Origin of the sequence: Paraburkholderia sp. USG1 (assembly GCF_031570135.1) — a bacterium.
Taxonomy (GTDB): domain Bacteria; phylum Pseudomonadota; class Gammaproteobacteria; order Burkholderiales; family Burkholderiaceae; genus Paraburkholderia; species Paraburkholderia dioscoreae.
This window is the reverse complement of the sequence record NZ_JAMWXW010000001.1, coordinates 355,723-373,186: the sequence shown is the minus strand read 5'-3', so window position 1 is coordinate 373,186 and position 17,464 is coordinate 355,723. Positions and strand designations below refer to the sequence as shown.

At 64.2% G+C, this 17,464-nt stretch carries 12 protein-coding genes; 8 read left to right on the top strand and 4 right to left on the bottom strand.

The annotated features are described in order from the left end of the window. Positions 1–161 precede the first annotated feature (161 nt). The 4 genes from NE850_RS01775 to NE850_RS01760 all read left to right on the top strand — a co-directional run bounded on the left by NE850_RS01775 (position 162) and on the right by NE850_RS01760 (position 2,755). Positions 162–710, top strand: coding sequence for a helix-turn-helix domain-containing protein (locus NE850_RS01775; RefSeq protein WP_165186592.1), 549 nt, complete (start codon positions 162–164; stop codon positions 708–710). Beyond that, positions 707–1,123: a VOC family protein gene (locus NE850_RS01770; protein ID WP_165186590.1), complete on the top strand. Its 417-nt coding sequence runs from the start codon at positions 707–709 to the stop codon at positions 1,121–1,123. Before NE850_RS01775 ends, NE850_RS01770 begins: the two co-directional genes overlap by 4 nt. 205 nt (positions 1,124–1,328) lie before the next feature. Then, entirely contained in the window at positions 1,329–2,138 is an 810-nt protein-coding gene (locus NE850_RS01765; protein WP_165186588.1) for a hypothetical protein, read from the top strand. Between the two features lie 128 nt (positions 2,139–2,266). Continuing rightward, a complete protein-coding gene (locus NE850_RS01760; protein ID WP_007181242.1) occupies positions 2,267–2,755 on the top strand; it encodes a metallophosphoesterase family protein in 489 nt (162 codons plus the stop codon). Positions 2,756–2,835: 80 nt separating this feature from the next. Here NE850_RS01760 and proP read toward each other — a convergent pair whose 3' ends face one another. The 3 genes from proP to argA all read right to left on the bottom strand — a co-directional run bounded on the left by proP (position 2,836) and on the right by argA (position 6,762). Beyond that, on the bottom strand, positions 2,836–4,338 hold the full coding sequence (gene proP, locus NE850_RS01755) for a glycine betaine/L-proline transporter ProP (protein WP_007181243.1): 1,503 nt from the start codon (positions 4,336–4,338) through the stop codon (positions 2,836–2,838). Between the two features lie 707 nt (positions 4,339–5,045). After that, positions 5,046–5,318 (bottom strand): oxidative damage protection protein, encoded by a 273-nt coding sequence (locus NE850_RS01750; RefSeq protein WP_007181244.1) that lies wholly within the window; start codon positions 5,316–5,318, stop codon positions 5,046–5,048. Positions 5,319–5,373: 55 nt separating this feature from the next. Continuing rightward, the gene (argA, locus tag NE850_RS01745; RefSeq protein ID WP_007181245.1) at positions 5,374–6,762 is read right to left on the bottom strand and encodes an amino-acid N-acetyltransferase; all 1,389 of its coding nucleotides are present in this window, start codon (positions 6,760–6,762) and stop codon (positions 5,374–5,376) included. A 23-nt stretch (positions 6,763–6,785) separates the two neighbouring features. Here argA and hrpA point away from each other — a divergent pair, with 23 nt between their 5' ends. Continuing rightward, entirely contained in the window at positions 6,786–11,120 is a 4,335-nt protein-coding gene (gene hrpA, locus NE850_RS01740) for an ATP-dependent RNA helicase HrpA (RefSeq protein WP_310698375.1), read from the top strand. A 252-nt stretch (positions 11,121–11,372) separates the two neighbouring features. On the opposite strand, the gene NE850_RS01735 is transcribed toward hrpA, so the two are convergent. Further along, positions 11,373–13,760: a YadA family autotransporter adhesin gene (locus NE850_RS01735; RefSeq protein ID WP_310698374.1), complete on the bottom strand. Its 2,388-nt coding sequence runs from the start codon at positions 13,758–13,760 to the stop codon at positions 11,373–11,375. A gap of 594 nt (positions 13,761–14,354) precedes the next feature. Here NE850_RS01735 and NE850_RS01730 point away from each other — a divergent pair. The 3 genes from NE850_RS01730 (at position 14,355) to NE850_RS01720 (ending at position 17,439) form a co-directional block, all read left to right on the top strand. Continuing rightward, positions 14,355–15,374: a beta-propeller fold lactonase family protein gene (locus NE850_RS01730; protein ID WP_007181248.1), complete on the top strand. Its 1,020-nt coding sequence runs from the start codon at positions 14,355–14,357 to the stop codon at positions 15,372–15,374. A gap of 58 nt (positions 15,375–15,432) precedes the next feature. Next, positions 15,433–16,431: a sterol desaturase family protein gene (locus tag NE850_RS01725; RefSeq protein ID WP_007181249.1), complete on the top strand. Its 999-nt coding sequence runs from the start codon at positions 15,433–15,435 to the stop codon at positions 16,429–16,431. A gap of 174 nt (positions 16,432–16,605) precedes the next feature. Next, positions 16,606–17,439, top strand: a complete 834-nt coding sequence (locus NE850_RS01720; RefSeq protein WP_007181250.1) for an EI24 domain-containing protein — start codon at positions 16,606–16,608, stop codon at positions 17,437–17,439. Positions 17,440–17,464 lie beyond the last annotated feature (25 nt).

Genomic DNA, 17,464 nt, shown 5'->3' with positions numbered 1-17,464 from the left:
AACACGTGCATTATCCCGATGTTTGCGGCGGTTTGGGATTCGCCGGTGGCAGGGCTTTGTCGGCGAACTCGAAGTGCGCGGCTTCATGAGCACGCCGGGAATGGCCCACGAAGTACCCGCGCGAGCCTAAACTACGCATTCCGCCAGCGCCCCCCGGACTCATGCCTCCTCGCGACGACCATCACGTCCTGCCGCCTGTATCGGCCCCCGCACAGGTCGACGCCGACGCGTTGCAAGATCCGGTCCTGCTGCGCCGGCTGTTACGCGCCAAAGACCGCATGGACGCCGCCTCGCACGAGGCCTGGCCCGTCAAACGCCTGGCTGAGCTCAGCGGCGTCACCGAAGCGCATTTCGCGCGCTCCTTCAAGCGCGCCTTCGGCGTTCCGCCGCACCGCTACCTGCTGACACGCCGCATCGAGCAGGCCGTCACCCTGTTGCGCGACACGGGGCTTGGCATCACGGAAATTGCCTTTGCCACTGGCTGGGAGAGCCTGGGGAGCTTCGGCCGCATCTTTCGCGACATCACCGGCCAGAGCCCCGGCGCCATGCGTGTCCAGGCCCGAGCCCAGGCCGGCATGGTTCAACTCGACCGCGTACCCGCGTGTGTTCTGAAGGCCGCGCAGCGCCCGGATCTCACCGTCGCAGTTTTGGAGAAGCGCCGCCGCGCGGTCGAAGATACAGTCCGGCCATCAACCAGGGAGGTGTCATGAATCAGGGTATCAATGTGGTGGGACTGTATGTCGATAACCAGAATGAAGCGCTCGCGTTCTATGTCGACAAGCTCGGATTTCGCGTGCATACGGACGTGCGCAACGGCGCTTATCGCTGGCTCACGGTCCAGCATCCCGAACAGCCGTCGTTTCAGCTCGGCCTGTTCACACCCGGCCCGCCGATCCACGACGAGGCCACCGCGCAAACCTTGCGCGCGATGGTCGCCAAGGGGGCCATGCCGCCGCTGGTCCTCGCGGTGGAGGACTGTCGCGCCAGCTATGCCCGGATGAAAGCCTGCGGTGTGGAATTTACCCAGGAGCCGGTAGAGCGCTTCGGCAGCGTCGATGCGGGTTTTCGTGATCCTGCCGGCAATGGGTGGAAGATGATCCAGGCTGCGGGGAGCGCGGGGTGATGCGAGCGTGGGGGTCGTCGGTTTCACAGGCGGGTGCCCAACGGCTTCACACTGGCGGTTTGTCGCCGGCTTTGCTGTTCGTCAGGAACGAGGGTGCGCTCACTACGACCGTGCGCGAGCGATTGTCATGGCGAGGGAATGCGGTGAACAGAAATAGCTCGCCGGACATGCACGGAAGCATCAGGCACATGCAGGAAGCGTAAACATGCTGCTCGTTCTCAAGCTCATGCTGGTGCCGGCGTTTCTCGCTGCGCTGACCGTGGCCGGACGCGTGTGGGGACCGTCGGTGGCGGGGTGGCTCGCGGGGCTGCCGGTCGTCGCCGGGCCCATCGTGCTGTTGCTTGCGCTGGAGCGCGGTTCGTCGTTCGCGGCGCAGACGTCGGCCGCCTCGATTGCGGCGATCGCCGCGTCGGAAGCCTTCAATTTTGCGTACGCTTGGAGCTGCCGGCGTTTTGTGTGGCCGCTCGCGCTGGTCGTCGGGCTGGTGGGCTGGGCCGGCGTGGCGATGCTGCTCACGCAGATCCCTGCGAGCCTCGCATGCGCGGCGGCGGCGGCCTGTGTGGCCGTGGCGGTGTCGCAAAGCGGCTTGCCGCGCGTGACCGGTCACGTGCCGGCGGCGCGCCTCGGGCTCGGGGATCTCGCCATGCGTATGCTCGCCGGCGCGCTGCTGACGGTCGTGGTGACCACGCTGTCCGCGTCGATGGGCGCGACGTGGAGCGGACTGTTCTCGGTATTTCCCTTGCTCGGCATCGTGCTCGCGATCTCGGCGCAGCGCGCGCATGGCGCGGACTTCGTCGCGTTGCTGATGCGCGGCATGGTGATTGGCCGTGCCTCGTTCGCGGCATTCTTTGCCGTGACGGCGACCATGCTGCCGCGGTACGGTGTGTGGCTGAGCTTCGTGTGCGCAGCCGTGGTCTCGATCGTCGTGCAGGGCGCGACGAGGCGGATGCTCGGCGCGAAGCGGCCGGTGCAGGCCGTAGCGCGTGAGCTTGCCGAACGGCAGTCGGCGGATTGAGCGTGCTTGATGAACTGCGGCTTAGCGCGGTTCATCGCACTCCGTAGTTGCGATTCGAAACACACGGCACGCCTCTTCAAGCAAAACGACCGCGCACACGCTCCGCTCATTTGCCCGATACTGCCGACATGACTTCGCGCAATCGACCATCCACACGCACAAGAGTCGGCCTGATCTCCGACACGCACAACCTCGTACGCCCCGAGGCATTGCAATATCTGGCGGGTTGCGACGCGATCATTCACGCAGGCGATATCTGCAACGAAGCCGTGCTCGAAGCGCTCAGGCAGATTGCGCCGGTCACGGCCGTGCGGGGCAACAACGACACCGGCGACTGGGCCGCATCGTTGCCGACGCACGCCACGTTGACCGTGCAGCAGGTGACGATTCTCGTCGTGCACGACATCGCCGACGTGGGCACCGATCCGCGCAGCGAGGGTATCGGCGTGGTGGTGACCGGCCACTCGCACAAGCCGTCGATCAGCGAGCGCGACAACGTGCTGTTCGTCAATCCGGGCAGTGCCGGGCCACGGCGCTTCAAACTGCCGGTTTCGGCTGCAATCCTGATCGTCGAAGGGGCGAGCGTAACCGCAAGCTTCGATTCACTGATGCCATAAAGAACGGGCCGACAGATTTGCCGGCCCGCACTCGTACAACTCACGGACAACCCTTGCGCCAACCGTGACTCAGCCTATGCTCAGGCTCGCGCCGTGGCCGTTGCCGCATAACCTTCATCCATCTCTTCGGCTTCACGCTCGCCGCGCAGCACGGCATGCGCTTCCGCGCGCGTCGCCACGCACGGGCCCGAGCCGGGCAGCGGCTTGCGGGCGGTTTCGCGCAGCGCCATCACCGAGACGATGCCGATCAACGACGCGCCCATCAGGTAGTACGCGGGCATCATCAGATTGCCGGTGCGCTCGACCAGCCACGCCGTGACGAGCGGCGTCGTACCGCCGAACAGCGACACCGAGATATTGAAGCCGATGGCGAGCGCGCCGTAGCGGATTCTGGTCGGGAACAGCGCCGGCAACGCCGACGGCATCACGCCGGTAAAGCACGACAGCAGCACGCCGAGAATCATCAGGCCGCCGAACACCGGCAGCACCGTGCCCATGCGGATCAGCAGCAGGGCGGGAATCGACAGCGCGAACAGACCCACGCAACCGAACAGCATCACCGGCTTGCGGCCGATCGTGTCGGACAGGCGGCCGGCGGCGAGCGTCATGGGCATCATCAATGCCATCACGAGCAGCACGAGGAACAGGCCGTGCGTTTCGTTGAAGTGCAGCGTGGCCGACAGATAGCTCGGCAGATACGAAAGCGCCATGTAATCAGTGACGTTGAAGATCAGCACGAGGCCGACGCATAGCAGCAGCGGCTTCCATTGCTGCATGAGCAATTCGCGGAACGATTGCCTTGGCAACGCCTTGTCTTCCGCTTCGCGCTGCTCGGCCTGCTTCCTGAACGCGGGCGTTTCTTCGAGCTTCATCCGGATATACAGACCCACCAGGCCCAGCGGACCCGCGATCAGGAACGGCACACGCCAGCCCCACGACAGCAGCGCGTCGTTCGGCAGCGTCGCGGTCAGCACGGCCACCGTGCCCGCGCCGAGTACATAGCCGATCAGCGTACCGAACTCGAGAAAGCTGCCCATGAAACCGCGGCGCTTGTCGGTCGAGAATTCGGCGATGAAGGTCGCCGCGCCGCCGTACTCGCCGCCGGTCGAGAAGCCTTGCACCAGACGCGCAACCAGCAGCAGCACCGGCGCGAAAATGCCGATGGTCGCGTAGCTCGGGATCAGACCGATCGCGAACGTGCCGAGCGCCATCATGATCATGGTCATGGCCAGCACGCGCTGACGGCCGATGCGGTCGCCGAGCGGCCCGAACACCATGCCGCCGACCGGCCGCACGAGAAACGCCGCGGCGAACGTGCCGAAGGTGGCGAGCAACTGGGCGGACGGACTCGACGACGGAAAGAACACTTTGCCGAGCGTGACGGCGATATAGCTGTACACGCCGAAATCGAACCATTCCATTGCGTTGCCGAGCGCCATCGCGCCGACGGCCCGCTTGAGGAGAGATTTGTCGACGACGGTGATGTCGTCCAGAGAGAGGCGTTGTTCTTCTTTGTGGTGTCGCCAGAAGCCGTTGCTGGAAGCGGTCAAGGTGAAAACTCCAATGACTGCGACGAAACTCATGATGCACGTGAACGTTCCGCCACGGTTGCTGGGAAGTGCAATGTCGCGAGCAAGGCGAAAGCGTCTCCCTCGCCATTCAAGGGCGACAGAGCTGGGCGGGATGGAAAACAGAACGCCCGTGCCTCGCGAGACAGGTCGCGAAAAAACACTCGTCTAGATTGTGCTGACTGTTGCACCTGCGTGGCCGTGGAAGGGGGGCAGATGCATGAGGGCGCCGGGTGGCTGAAAGCTGGCCCACGCGCCGCCGGAAGGCTTGAAACGAAAAAGGCCGGTGCTGTATTCGCCGCTCATGCGGTGGCATGAAACGGGAAACGACCGACAAGCCTTCTTGTATAAAAACTGTTCGATTCGGTCCGGCGCACTCACTTCGCGCCAGATTGAAGAGAACGTGAATGTAGGTGAAATGCTGTTGGAACGGTGCACATGATAGCACGATGACGGAGGATCGTGCAAACCCGGTGCCGGGCGGAGGCCTTGGCAAGGACGTTCAATCCCTTGCGGGGCGTAGGATTGGGGCGATCCTGGCCGTCTGGAGACACGGCTTAAAAATGGTTCGAAATGTACCGTTTGGAGAATTTCCCCACGGCGACGAGTGGCCAGCCGAACGCCGCCTGATCGATGGGATGATTTCCGGCAGCGCAGGCGAAAAAAATCCGCGCACGGGGCGCGGATTCCGCTGATGCAGCCTGAAGCGCGCAAGCGTTAGATTACGCCGACGGCGGCACGTAACCCTGCGCCGTGTCCGCGCCTTCACCGAAGAAGAACTTTTCGGTCTGCTTCATCAGGTATTGACGTGCGCGCGGATCGGCCATGTTCAGGCGGTTTTCGTTGATCAGCATGGTTTGCTGCTTCAACCAGGCCTGCCAGGCTTCCTTCGAAATGCTTTCGTAGATCCGCTTGCCGAGTTCGCCGGGCAGCGGCGGGAAATCGAGGCCTTCGGCTTCCTTGCCGAGCTTCGCGCATTGAACCATACGAGTCATGCTGTGCTTCTCCTGGAATCGGTGTGGGGGCGACAGTCGCTATAGATAGGGCCGCTCAGAGCTGTTTCATCAGCACGAGCGACTTGCGTTGCCAGTTATAGAGTCGGCGGCGGTCTTCCGGCAGGTCGTCGACCGTGACCTTGACGAAGCCGCGTTTGAGGAACCAGTGCTCGGTGCGCGTGGTGAGCACGAAAATACGCGTCAGGCCGCGCGCCCGCGCGCGCTGCTCGATGCGCTTCAACAGCCGCTCACCGTCGCCGGTGCCTTGCGCTTCGGGGGCGACCGTCAGGCAGGCCATTTCGCCGATGCGCTCCTGTGTGTACGGATACAGCGCCGCGCAGCCGAACAGCACGCCATCGTGCTCGATCACCGAGAAATGGTCGATGTCGCGTTCGATCTGGTGACGCCCTCGCCGCACCAGCGTGCCGTCGGATTCGAGCGGCTCGATCAGCGCCAGAATGCCGCCGACGTCGTCCGGCGTGGCTTCGCGCAGGCTTTCCAGATTCTCGTACGAGATCATCGTGCCCACGCCGTCGTGCAGGAACAGCTCGAGCAGCAGACTGCCGTCGAGCGCGTAAGGGATGATGTGCGCCCGCGCCACGCCGCCGCGGCAGGCGCGGATCGAGTGCTTCAGGTAGAAGCCGGCGTCGCCGGTGACTTCGCCGCTTTCATGCAGCTTGTAGGCGTCGTCGAGCGACAGTTCGCGCACCAGTTCGGGGCCGTCTTCGCCGGCTTGCATCAGGCCGGGCGTTTCGGTCAGGAACACGATCTTGTCGGCGCGCAGCGCGATTGCCGCGGCGGACGCCACGTCTTCCATAGACAGATTGAAGGCCTCACCGGTGGGCGAGAAGCCGAGCGGCGAGAGCAGCACCAGCTTGCGGCTTGCCAGCGAGTGGCGGATCGAATCGGCGTCGATTTTGCGCACTACGCCGGTGTGGGCGAAATCGACCCCGTCGAGAATGCCGACCGGCCGCGCCGTCACGAAGTTGCCCGACACCACGCTGATGTGCGCGTGCGCCATTGGCGTATTCGGCAACCCCTGGCTGATCGCGGCCTCGATATCCAGACGCACTTCGCCTGCCGCCTCTTTCGCGGACTCGAGCGCGCGCGCGTCGGTAATGCGCATGCCGTGCGAAAACTCGGATTCCACGCCGTGCAGGCTCATCTGTTCTTCGACCTGCGGCCGCGAGCCATGCACCAGCACGATCTGGATGCCCATGGCCTGCAAGAGCGCGATGTCGGACACGAGCGCATTCAGGAGCCCCTGATGCACCACCTCGCCGCCGAAACCGACGACGAACGTCTTGTTACGGAACGCATGGATGTAAGGGGCGACTGAGCGCATCCAGTCGACGAATTGCGCGTGCTGTGCGAGGTTTTCCGTTGCTGCGGCGGGGGCCGGAGCGCTCGCGGGCGCGGGGACGAGGTCGGTTTGGGAATTCATGCCGGGGATTATAATGCGCCCCCATGTCGAATGTACCCAAAAGTCCCGCTGCGGCGAACGAGAATCCGGCGCCGGCCGCCGATCAGGCGAAGGCCGGCGACGCGAAGCGCCGCAATGCGCAGGACGCCGAACGCAACGCGCCGGATACGGCGCGCGAATCGCGGCGCGCCGCGGAAAATGCGCAGGCGCTGAAAAGTGAATCGGGCCGCGCCGCGTCCCGTCGGGGAAGCGGCGAGTCGCAGTCGCCACGCGCCAAGGAAGGTGGTGGTTCCGGCCAGCACCTGAGTCGAGCAGAGAGTGCGCCGCAAGACCGGCAGTCGCAGCGAGGCGGTGAGGGTAGCGCGAACCGCCGCGAACCGCAGCCGCCGCGTCCGCCACGCGCTGCACGCGCGCCGCGTCTCGTCGAGCCCAATCCGATTCCGCCCATCACCTATCCTGAAGCGCTGCCCGTGTCGGGCCGCCGCGAGGAAATCGCGAGCGCCATCGCGCGGAATCAGGTGGTGATCGTCTGCGGCGAGACCGGTTCCGGTAAAACCACCCAGCTGCCGAAAATCTGCCTCGAACTGGGCCGCGGGCTCGGCGCGGGCGGCTCCGGTCTGATCGGCCACACGCAGCCGCGCCGGATCGCCGCGTCGGCGACGGGCCGCCGCATCGCCGAGGAACTCGGCACACCGTTCGGCGAGGTGGTCGGCTACAAGGTGCGCTTTACCGACAATCTGTCGCCGGGCGCATCGGTCAAGCTGATGACCGACGGTATCCTGCTCGCCGAAACGCAGACCGATCCGCTGCTCAAGGCGTATGACACGCTGATCATCGACGAGGCGCACGAGCGCAGCCTGAACATCGACTTTCTGCTCGGTTATCTGAAGGAAATTCTCGTCAAGCGGCCCGATCTGAAACTGATCGTGACCTCGGCGACGATCGACGCTGACCGTTTCGCGCGTCACTTCGGGAGCGAAGACAAGCCCGCGCCGGTGATCGAGGTGAGCGGGCGGCTTTATCCGGTCGAGGTGCGCTACCGGCCCGTCGCGGAAGACAGCCCCGCCGTGAAGGCCGCGCAAGGCAGCGCGTCGTCTTCCGCGTCGCGTGGCGAGCGGCCGAAAACCCAGCGCGAAACCGATCGCGATCTGATGGAAGCCATCGTCGATGCCGTCGACGAACTCTGCCGCGAAGGTCCGGGCGACGTGCTCGTATTCCTGCCCGGCGAGCGCGAAATCCGCGACGCCGCCGAGGCGCTGCGCAAGCACCATCCGCCGCATACGGAAATTCTGCCGCTGTTCGCGCGGCTTTCCGCGGCCGAACAGGAGCGCGTGTTCCGCACGTCGAACGCGCGCCGTATCGTGCTGGCCACCAACGTCGCCGAAACCTCGCTGACGGTGCCGGGCATCCGCTACGTGGTCGATACCGGACTCGCGCGGGTGAAGCGCTACTCGTATCGCAACAAGGTCGAGCAGTTGCAGGTCGAGTCGATCTCGCAGGCCGCCGCGAATCAGCGGGCCGGCCGTTGCGGCCGGGTCGCCGACGGCATCTGCATTCGCCTGTACGAGGAAAGCGACTACCAGGGACGCGTGCGCTTCACGGATCCGGAGATTCTGCGCTCGTCGCTGGCCTCGGTGATTCTGCGCATGAAGTCGCTGCATCTGACGGCGATCGAGACGTTCCCGTTCATCGAGCCGCCACCGGGCCGCGCGATCGCCGACGGCTATCAACTGCTCAACGAACTCGGCGCCGTCGACGACGACAACCAGCTCACGCCGCTCGGCCGCGAACTCGCGCGCCTGCCGCTCGACCCGCGCGTGGGGCGGATGATTCTGGCCGCTCGCGACCAGCAGGCGCTGAAGGAAGTGCTGATCATCGCGAGTGCGTTGTCCGTGCAGGATCCGCGCGACCGGCCGATCGAAGCGCAGGAGCAGGCCGATCAGGCGCATCGCCGGTTCGCCGACGAGCGCTCGGAATTCCTCCAGTGGCTGAAAATCTGGAACTGGTTCGAAGAAGCGATCACGCACAAGAAATCGAACAAGCAACTGCACGAGGAATGCCGCAAGAACTTCCTGTCGCAACTGCGTCTGCGCGAATGGCGCGACGTGCACTCGCAACTGCTCACGGTGGTGCGTGAACATGGCTGGCGTTTGAACGAAGCGGAAGCGACTTTCGAGCAGATCCATCTCGCACTGCTGACGGGTTTGCTCGGCAACATCGGCCTGAAGGCCGACGACGAACCGTACTATCTCGGCGCGCGCGGCATCAAGTTCTATCTGTGGCCCGGCTCGGCGTTGGTGAAGAAAGCCGGCAAGTGGGTAATGGCCGCCGAACTGGTCGAGACGAGCCGGCTATACGCCCGCTGCATCGCGAAGATCGAGCCGGAGTGGATCGAGAAGATCGGCCCGCACCTGTTGAAGAAGTCGCTTTCCGAGCCGCATTGGGAGAAGCGCGCGGCACAGGTTTCCGCTTTCGAGCGCGCGGTGCTTTATGGCCTGCCGATCTATCACCGGCGGCGCGTGAGCTTCGGTAAACAGGATCCGGCGCGCGCCCGCGAGCTGTTCATTCGCGGCGCGCTGGTGGAAGGCGAGTTCGATACGAAGCTCGCTTTCTTCACGCACAACCGCAAGCTGCTCGCCGATATCGAACAGCTCGAACACAAGTCGCGCCGCCAGGACGTGCTGGTCGACGACGAACTGATTTTTGCCTACTACGATCAGGCGCTGCCGAAGGGCATTTACACCGGCGCGTCGTTCGAGCGCTGGTATCGCGACGAGGTGAAAAAGAGCGGCCAGCCCGAAGACAAATTGCGCCTGCTGTATCTGTCGCGTGACGATCTGATGCGGCACGAAGCCGCCGGCGTGACCACCGACCTGTTCCCGAAACGGATGACGATGGCGGGCGTCGACATGGCGCTCACGTATCACTTCGAGCCGGGTTCGCCGCGCGACGGCGTGACGCTCGGCGTGCCGCTGTATGCGCTGAATCAGGTCGATGCGCGCCGCTGCGAATGGCTCGTGCCCGGCATGCTGAAGGAAAAGACGCAACTGCTGCTGAAGTCCTTGCCGCAGAAACTGCGCCGTCATTGCGTGCCGCTGCCCGAGTACGCGACGGGTTTCGTCGACCGGCATAGCGGGCCGCGCTTCGGCGCGGGCGGTTTGCTCGAGTCGCTGATCGCCGATATTCGCGAGCACACGCAGGTCGCGATGAAGCAGTCGGACTTCAAGCTCGAAACGCTGCCGCCGCATCTGTTCATGAACTTCAAGATCGTCGACGAGCATGGGCGTCAGCTCGCGATGGGCCGCAATCTGTCGCAACTGCGCGCCGAACTCGGCGGCCAGGCGCAGCAGCATTTTCAGAAGATCGCATCGAGCGCGGCGGGTGCGGCGTTGGCGGACGCGGGCGGCGGCGGTGTCGCAACGCCGTCGCAAGCGTCCGGCCACGCGGGCGCAGCGGCACAGCGCGGCAAGGGCGCGCCCGCATCGGGCCCGCAGACCGCGCCGCAAGCCGGTGCGCAAGGCACCGCGCTGTATGAAAAGCTGACGACCTGGAATTTCGGCAAATTGCCCGAACTACTCGAAATCCGTCGTGGCGGGCAGACGCTGTTCGGTTATCCCGCATTGGTGGATCGCGGCACGCATTGCGACGTGGAAGTGTTCGATTCACCCGACGAAGCCGCGCGGATTCATCGCGCGGGATTGCGCCGGCTGTTCGCGTTGCAGTTGAAGGAGCCGATCAAGTATCTGGAAAAGAATCTGCCGGGCTTGCGCGAAATGGCGATGCAGTTCATGCCGCGCGGCACCCAGGAAGAGTTGCGCGATCAACTGATCGACACCGCGCTCGACCGCGCCTGTCTGCAAGACCCGTTACCCGATGACGACCTCAGTTTCCACACGCGCCGCGACGAGGGCCGCAGCCGTCTGACGTTGCTGGCTCAGGAAATTGCCCGCCTGGTCGGGCAGATTCTCGGCGAATACGCGGGCGTGACGAAAAAGCTGGTGCAGACGAAGTCGTTCACGACCGCGCATGCGGATCTGCAGAATCAGCTCGATGGGCTGATCGGCAAGCGCTTCGTGGTCGACACGCCGTACCCGCAACTGGCGCATTTCCCGCGCTATCTGAAAGGGATCGCGCTGCGCATCGACAAGCTGAAGGCGGACCCCGCGCGCGACGCCCGACAGTTCGCCGAGTTCCATCCGCTGCTGCAGAACTATCAGCGCGCGGTGGCGCAACGCGGCGGCGTGCTGGATCCGCGCCTGTCGGAGTTCCGCTGGCTGCTGGAGGAACTGCGGATCTCGCTGTTCGCGCAGGAATTGCGCACGCCGATGCCGGTTTCGGTGAAGCGCCTCTACAAGGTGTGGGAGTCGATGCAGCGCTGAGCGCCGCGACAAGCGGGGTGGGGCGCCATGCCTGCCCCGTCTGGAGGGGCGGCTCGCGTGGCGCGCCGCTAAGCTCTCACCGCGCGGATAAAAAAGGCGCGCAACGCCATGCCTCGTGAGAATGACGTCGCGCGCGAAAGACGCGGGCCTCTTTTTCCGACCCGCGCCCGAGACACTCGCTACATCGATACCCGGGCCACGGCAGTGGCGGCCTCGGCCCCGGTTCGCCCTGTCAGTTCGGCCTGGTCCGGCTTACCAGTGCATACCGGCGCCGATCGACGCGCCGAACTGGCCGCGCGAATCCGTGGTGCCTTGCAGCTTGTAGACCCACTTACCCGTTTCCGAGAGCTGCGATACGCCAATGGCGAACGCCGACTGGCCGGCGTAGGTGCCGCCGGCCATCGCGACCATCCCGTGACCGGGCAGGACCGCTTGCGGCAAACCGGCCATTGCCATTGCGGATGCCGTGCCACCGTATGAGTCGCGGCGGGCGGAGCGGATCTGGTCGTCGGTATAGCTGTTTGCCTGGCTGAGCGCAGCGCTGGTGCTTTGTTGCAACTGATTGACGTTGACGGCGTCGGTGCCTTGCACGCCGGCCGCGACATTGGTGATCAGGCGTTCCTGGCCCGCCGCGCCGACTGATACCGTGTTCGCCCGATCCGCGATCGAGCCCTGGCCCAGCGCGACCGAGTTGTCGGCGCTGGCATTCGCCGCCGCGCCGAGCGCGGTGGCGTTGTTGCCTCCCGCCAGCGAACTTGCACCGACGGCGATTGCGTTGGCGCCAGTGGCCTGCGCGCTGGCGCCCATGGCGACGGCGTGCGTGCCGGACGACACGGCGGCTTCGGTATCACGATTGCCTTGCGCGCTGAAGAACGGATTGGCCGCATCGACCACGGCGTTGTTGACGGCGCCGGCGATGGCCGCGTTCAGCTGGTTCACGTTGACCGCATCGGTTCCGGCAACGCCGGCCGCGAGGTTGTGGATCAGGGTGCCGCCGTTCGAACTGTCGCCGCCAAGCGTGACGCTGCTCCGGTCAACGCTGCCGTCGGCGTTCCGGTCGTACATCACCGCGCCGTCGAGCTTCGCGGCGGTGGCCGCGCCTTGCGCGCTCACGGCTTTCAACTGTGCGAGGTTGACGGCGTCGGTGTCGGCGGCACCGGCCGCGACGTTCGTAATCTGGCGTTCGTTGCCGGCGGAGCCCACGGAGACGGTTCCCGCGCGGTTGGCTACCGAGCCCTGGCCGAGTGCGACCGAGCCGACGGCCACCGCGCTCGCCTGACGGCCGAGCGCGGTGGAGTTCGCGGCGGCGGCGTTGGCTTGATAACCGAGTGCGGTTGCATTGGTGGCCATTGCGCTTGCCTGATAGCCAACGGCGGTGGACCCGTCAGCCTGAGCGACGGCGAAGCCGCCCACCGCCGTGCTGAAGTCGCCATTCGCCTGCGTGCCCGTGCCGACGGCAAGGCTCGCTTGTCCTGCGGCGAGTCCCGAACCGCCGATGGCGACTGCGTTGGCGCCCGTGGCCGATGCATCGTCCGTTCCGTCGTTCAGGCCGTTTGCCTTGAAATAGCGCGAAGCGTTCGCGCTAACAGCCTGCAACTGGCTCAGATTGACGGCGTCGGTTGCCTGGGTGCCGGCTGCGACGTTCGTGACCTGACGTTCGTTGCCCGCGGAGCCGACCGAGACGGAATTGGCGCGGTCAGCCAACGAACCCTGGCCCAAGGCAACCGAACCGTCAGCGGATGCATTCGCGTTACGGCCCATTGCAATCGAGCCGGCGTTGCTGGCAACGGCGGCGTAACCGACGGCGATGCTGCCCGCCGACGCCGCGGATGCGTCGGCGCCGAATGCGGTGGCGCCTGTGCCCGAGGCACTGGAATTGGCGCCGAGAGCCGTGGCGTTGCCGCCGGCAGCCTGCGCGAATGCGCCCAACGCCATTGCCCCAACGCCGTTCGCGAAGGCCTGATTGCCGATCGCAGTGCTGTAGTCAGCCGCCGCCAGGGCCCAATTGCCGCCCGCGAAGGCACCGGTGCCGAGCGTGCTCGACAGGTAGCCGATCGCGACAGAACTCGTGCCGATCGCTCTTGCTTGCGCGCCGGTCGCGATCGAATTGTCGCCCTCGGCATCGGACTGAAGGCCTGTCGCGGTCGATCTGTCGCCGCGCGCGGTTGCTTGCACGCCAGTCGCAATCGAGCCGAAGGCCTGTGCGTTCGATTGCACGCCCGTCGCAATCGAGAAGGTGGCTGCCGCCGTGGCCTGAAAACCTGTTGCGATCGAGCTTTCGCTCAGCGCTTGCGCGTCCATGCCGAGTGCTACCGCATGAGTGCCGGCCGCGTTCGCCTGCATGCCGTGCGCAATGGAATAGGCGCCCACCGCCTGTGCCGCGATGCCCTCCGCGATCGAGCCGGGGCCGACGGCCGTGGCATTCGCGTCCGTTGCGGGATTGAACGGGGCTGCCGCGAAATAGATGGTGGCCGCCTGTGCCGCCGGCGCGCCCCCTGCCAATACCGCCAGCCCCAGCACCGCCCGCGCGATAGCTTTCTCGCGACCCGCTGCTCGCCTTGTCTTCGATCTTGCCGGCGCCGGTTCCGCCAGCCACGTTTCCGTCGTTTTATACCAGACCAATGGTTTATTGAAATTCATTGTTTTAGAAACTCCGCGCTATTGTGTAGACGGACAGCGCATCAACGCGGGGGACCAGTAAGGATTCATCGCCCTGATAAATTGCGCAAAAATAAATACCCGCAGGATTCGGAGTTCCTGTGCCGGTGCCCCGGTATTTTTTGCGCGCAGGAACCGCCCGCGTCATGCCTGCGTCCACTGGGTTGATCGCGTGGGCGATGAGGCTGCGGGATTGTCCAATCCTGCGAAACGCAGAGAGGTCAGTTAAATCGCGAAGTCAGCGAGGAAAATTCTTTTTGTGAGCGTAACTGTCGATTCACCGGTGTGGGAAAATGAATCAACCAAAGAATGATCCTAGATATTCTGGCAATTATGTTTTCAATTTAAGTCTGTTCTCGTATTCACATGCTTTGAATGAGATTTAAGACTTCAAGCCTGATAATCATTGCCCGTTGTTTCGGAACGACGTGAGCGAGGATGGCGCCGGCCTGCTTGCCAGGCGGCGCCAAAGCCCATCGCGCCCCTGATTTCTCTCGTGCCCGAACACCGACCTGCGTCAACCGCTGGCCCTGGCAAACGTTCTACAATGATGGCTGTTCTCCGAAGTGAGTTTTCATGCGCAAATTTTTTCTTCCCGGCTTGACTGCCACGTTCGCCGCGGGTGCGGCACTGGTTGCCGCCGCAGGTTTTTTTTCTCCGGCCGCCCACGCCAACAACGTGATCGTGCTCAATTCCGGCGAAGCCACGCTGAGCCTGATCGACGAGACCACCCATCAGGTGATCGGCACCGTGCCCACGGGCAAGGAACCGCACCATCTGATGGCCACGCCGGACAATTCGTCGTTGATCGTGGCGAATTCGGTGTCGAACAATCTGATGTTCGTCGATCCGAAAACCGGCCAGGTGCAGCGCTGGGTCGAAAATATCGAAGATCCGTATCAGATCGGGTTTTCGCCTGACCGCAAATGGCTGGTCACCACCGGCCTGCGTCTGGACCGTCTCGACATCTATCATTACGACGGCCAGAAGAACCAGATGACGCTGGCGTCGCGCCTGCCGCTCGCGGTCATGCCGAGCCACATGGCGTTCACGACAGACAGCAAAACGGTTTTCGTCACGCTGCAGGTATCGGGCGAACTGGCGGCGATCGATCTCGCCACGCAGACCGTCAAGTGGAAGATGAAAGTCGGCAAGGTGCCGGCGGGCCTGTGGATGACGCCGGGCGACAAATACCTGCTGGTCGGCATGACGGGCGCGGATTACGTGGCGGTGGTCGACTGGCGCAACCAGAAGGTCATCAAGACGATCCACACGGGCAACGGCGCGCATAACTTCCGCTCGCTGGCCGACGGCAAGCACGTCGCGGTGTCGAACCGGGTGGCGAGCACCATCAGCATCATCGACGAAGATGCGCTCACCAACGTCGGCGACATCACGGGTTTGATGCCCGGACCCGACGACATGGAACTTTCCGCCGACAAACGCTATCTGTGGGTTACGTTCCGCTTCGCGAAGCACGTCGGCATCATCGACCTGACAACGCGTAAGCTGATCCAGACGATTGCCGTGGGCCGTTCGCCGCACGGCATCTATTTCTTCAATCGCGCGCCGGTCACGGCGCCGAATGGCGCCTGATGCAAGGGTTCATGCTGCACCAGGCGAACCGTCACGGATGAAGTAACAGGCCAGCACCATGTTCCATCTGATTTTTTCTTCCCTCGACAGCTTCGTCTCAGCCGTGCAGACGTTGCTGTACGTCGACGTGGTGCAGCCGCTGCTGTTCCGCTTCAATCTGATGGACTACGACGAAGACACCTACGACAGCCTGTACTGGGTGATCGTGGGCGTCTTCGAAGTGCTGGCCATGTACGCGATCCTGCGCCCGCTCGAAGCGTTGCGTCCGGTGGAGCAGTGGGAGAACCGCAAGGCGGTGCGCGTCGATGTGATCTACACGTGGATCGCCAAGCTCGGCATTCTCAACCTGTTCTTTTTTTTCGCGCTGCAGCCGTTCTTCGACAATGTGCAGGCGTGGCTGCGGCTGCACAACATTTCGAATATCGAGTTCGACAATCTGTGGCCGGGCGTCACCACGCAGCCGCTCGTCACGTTCGTGATGTATCTGCTCGTGCTCGACTTCGCCGGTTACTGGTATCACCGTTGGGAGCACCGGATCGGCGTGTGGTGGGAACTGCATGCGGTGCACCACAGCCAGCAGCAGATGTCGCTGTGGTCCGACGACCGCAACCATCTGCTCGACGATCTGCTGCAGGCTTCGTTTTTCGCGGTGATCGCGCTGGTGATCGGTGTGCCGCCGTCGCAGTTCGTCGTACTGGTGGCCATTACGAATCTCGCGCAGAGCGTGCAGCACGCGAATATCCGTCTGTATTTCGGTTGGCTGGGTGAGCGTCTGCTGGTCAGTCCGACCTTTCATCGCCGCCATCATGCGATCGGCTACGGCCACGAAGGTTTGAAGTACGGTTGCAACTTCGGCGTGCTGTTTCCGTGGTGGGACATGCTGTTTCGCAGTGTGTCCTGGAGCCGCGACATGGAGCCGACCGGCATCAGCGATCAACTCGAAGGCCGCCGCTACGGCGAAGGTTTCTGGGCGCAGCACTGGCTCGCCCTCGTGCGCATCGCCGGGCGCCTTTCGCCGAAGCGCCGCACCGAAAGTAACGACGCCGCCGCCGTTTGAGCTCGCATCCTCCCACGCCGCCGGTTTCCCCGGCGGCGCATCACGTGGTTTATCCTGTTCACGTTTGCGCACGCCCCGCAGGAAGTCCCCTTATTGGACGGGCGTCGGGCCGCCTGGCCGGATCGTCGCGCGGTTTTTCCTATTCCATCGTTTCGTTCACCGGCACTGGCTCGCATGAATGATCTGTTGCGCTCGTTCGGACGCGCGCTCGCAAGCGCGCTCCACCCGCGCATGCTCTGGCTGACCTTCATGCCGTTTCTCGCGGCAACGGTCGGGTGGGGCGTGATCCTGTGGTTTTCCTGGCAGACGCTGATCGGCGCGACCCGCACCTGGCTCGAAGGCTGGTCTTTCACGCTGACGCTTTATCATCTGTTCGACTGGCTCGGTTTTGCGGCGCTGCACGCGGCGATCGCGCCGTTTATCGTGATCGCGATGGCGATTCCGCTGATCGTCGTCACGGTGCTGCTGCTGATCGCCACGCTGTCGATGCCCGCCGTGATCCGCTTCCTGTCCGCGCGCCAGTTCCCGAGCCTGGAAATGCGCCGCGGCGGAACGTGGTACGGTAGCCTCGCGCAGGCGTTGTGGACCACGCTGGTGTGTCTGGTGCTGCTGATCGTCACGCTGCCGCTCTGGCTTGTGCCGCCGTTCTTCGCGCTGATTCCGCCGCTGCTGTGGGGGTGGCTCACGTATCGCGTGATGAGCTACGACGCGCTAGCGCTGCATGCCACGCGTGACGAGCGGCGCGCGCTGGTGCGGCGCTTCCGCCTGCCGCTGCTGCTGATCGGCATTGCCAGCGGCTTGCTGGGTTCGCTGCCCACGCTGCTATGGGCGTCGTCAGTCTGGCTGATCGTACTGTTTCCGGTGGTCACGGCCGTGACGATCTGGATCTATGCCTTCATCCTCGTGTTTTCGGCGCTGTGGTTCGGCTACTACTGTTTGCGCGCGCTGCAACGCATGCGCGCGGAAGAGCACGGCGGCGTGCGGCACGCGGCGCCGGTTCCTTACTGATGAATTACTGACTAAGCGAAAGAGG

What these genes read in the sequence shown, in the direction of transcription:
- NE850_RS01775 (WP_165186592.1), top strand. Translation starts at nt 162, where the DNA reads ATGCCTCCTCGCGACGACCATCACGTCCTGCCGCCTGTATCGGCCCCC.
- NE850_RS01770 (WP_165186590.1), top strand. Translation starts at nt 707, where the DNA reads ATGAATCAGGGTATCAATGTGGTGGGACTGTATGTCGATAACCAGAAT.
- NE850_RS01765 (WP_165186588.1), top strand. Translation starts at nt 1,329, where the DNA reads ATGCTGCTCGTTCTCAAGCTCATGCTGGTGCCGGCGTTTCTCGCTGCG.
- NE850_RS01760 (WP_007181242.1), top strand. Translation starts at nt 2,267, where the DNA reads ATGACTTCGCGCAATCGACCATCCACACGCACAAGAGTCGGCCTGATC.
- proP (WP_007181243.1), bottom strand. Translation starts at nt 4,338, where the DNA reads ATGAGTTTCGTCGCAGTCATTGGAGTTTTCACCTTGACCGCTTCCAGC.
- NE850_RS01750 (WP_007181244.1), bottom strand. Translation starts at nt 5,318, where the DNA reads ATGACTCGTATGGTTCAATGCGCGAAGCTCGGCAAGGAAGCCGAAGGC.
- argA (WP_007181245.1), bottom strand. Translation starts at nt 6,762, where the DNA reads ATGAATTCCCAAACCGACCTCGTCCCCGCGCCCGCGAGCGCTCCGGCC.
- hrpA (WP_310698375.1), top strand. Translation starts at nt 6,786, where the DNA reads ATGTCGAATGTACCCAAAAGTCCCGCTGCGGCGAACGAGAATCCGGCG.
- NE850_RS01735 (WP_310698374.1), bottom strand. Translation starts at nt 13,760, where the DNA reads ATGAATTTCAATAAACCATTGGTCTGGTATAAAACGACGGAAACGTGG.
- NE850_RS01730 (WP_007181248.1), top strand. Translation starts at nt 14,355, where the DNA reads ATGCGCAAATTTTTTCTTCCCGGCTTGACTGCCACGTTCGCCGCGGGT.
- NE850_RS01725 (WP_007181249.1), top strand. Translation starts at nt 15,433, where the DNA reads ATGTTCCATCTGATTTTTTCTTCCCTCGACAGCTTCGTCTCAGCCGTG.
- NE850_RS01720 (WP_007181250.1), top strand. Translation starts at nt 16,606, where the DNA reads ATGAATGATCTGTTGCGCTCGTTCGGACGCGCGCTCGCAAGCGCGCTC.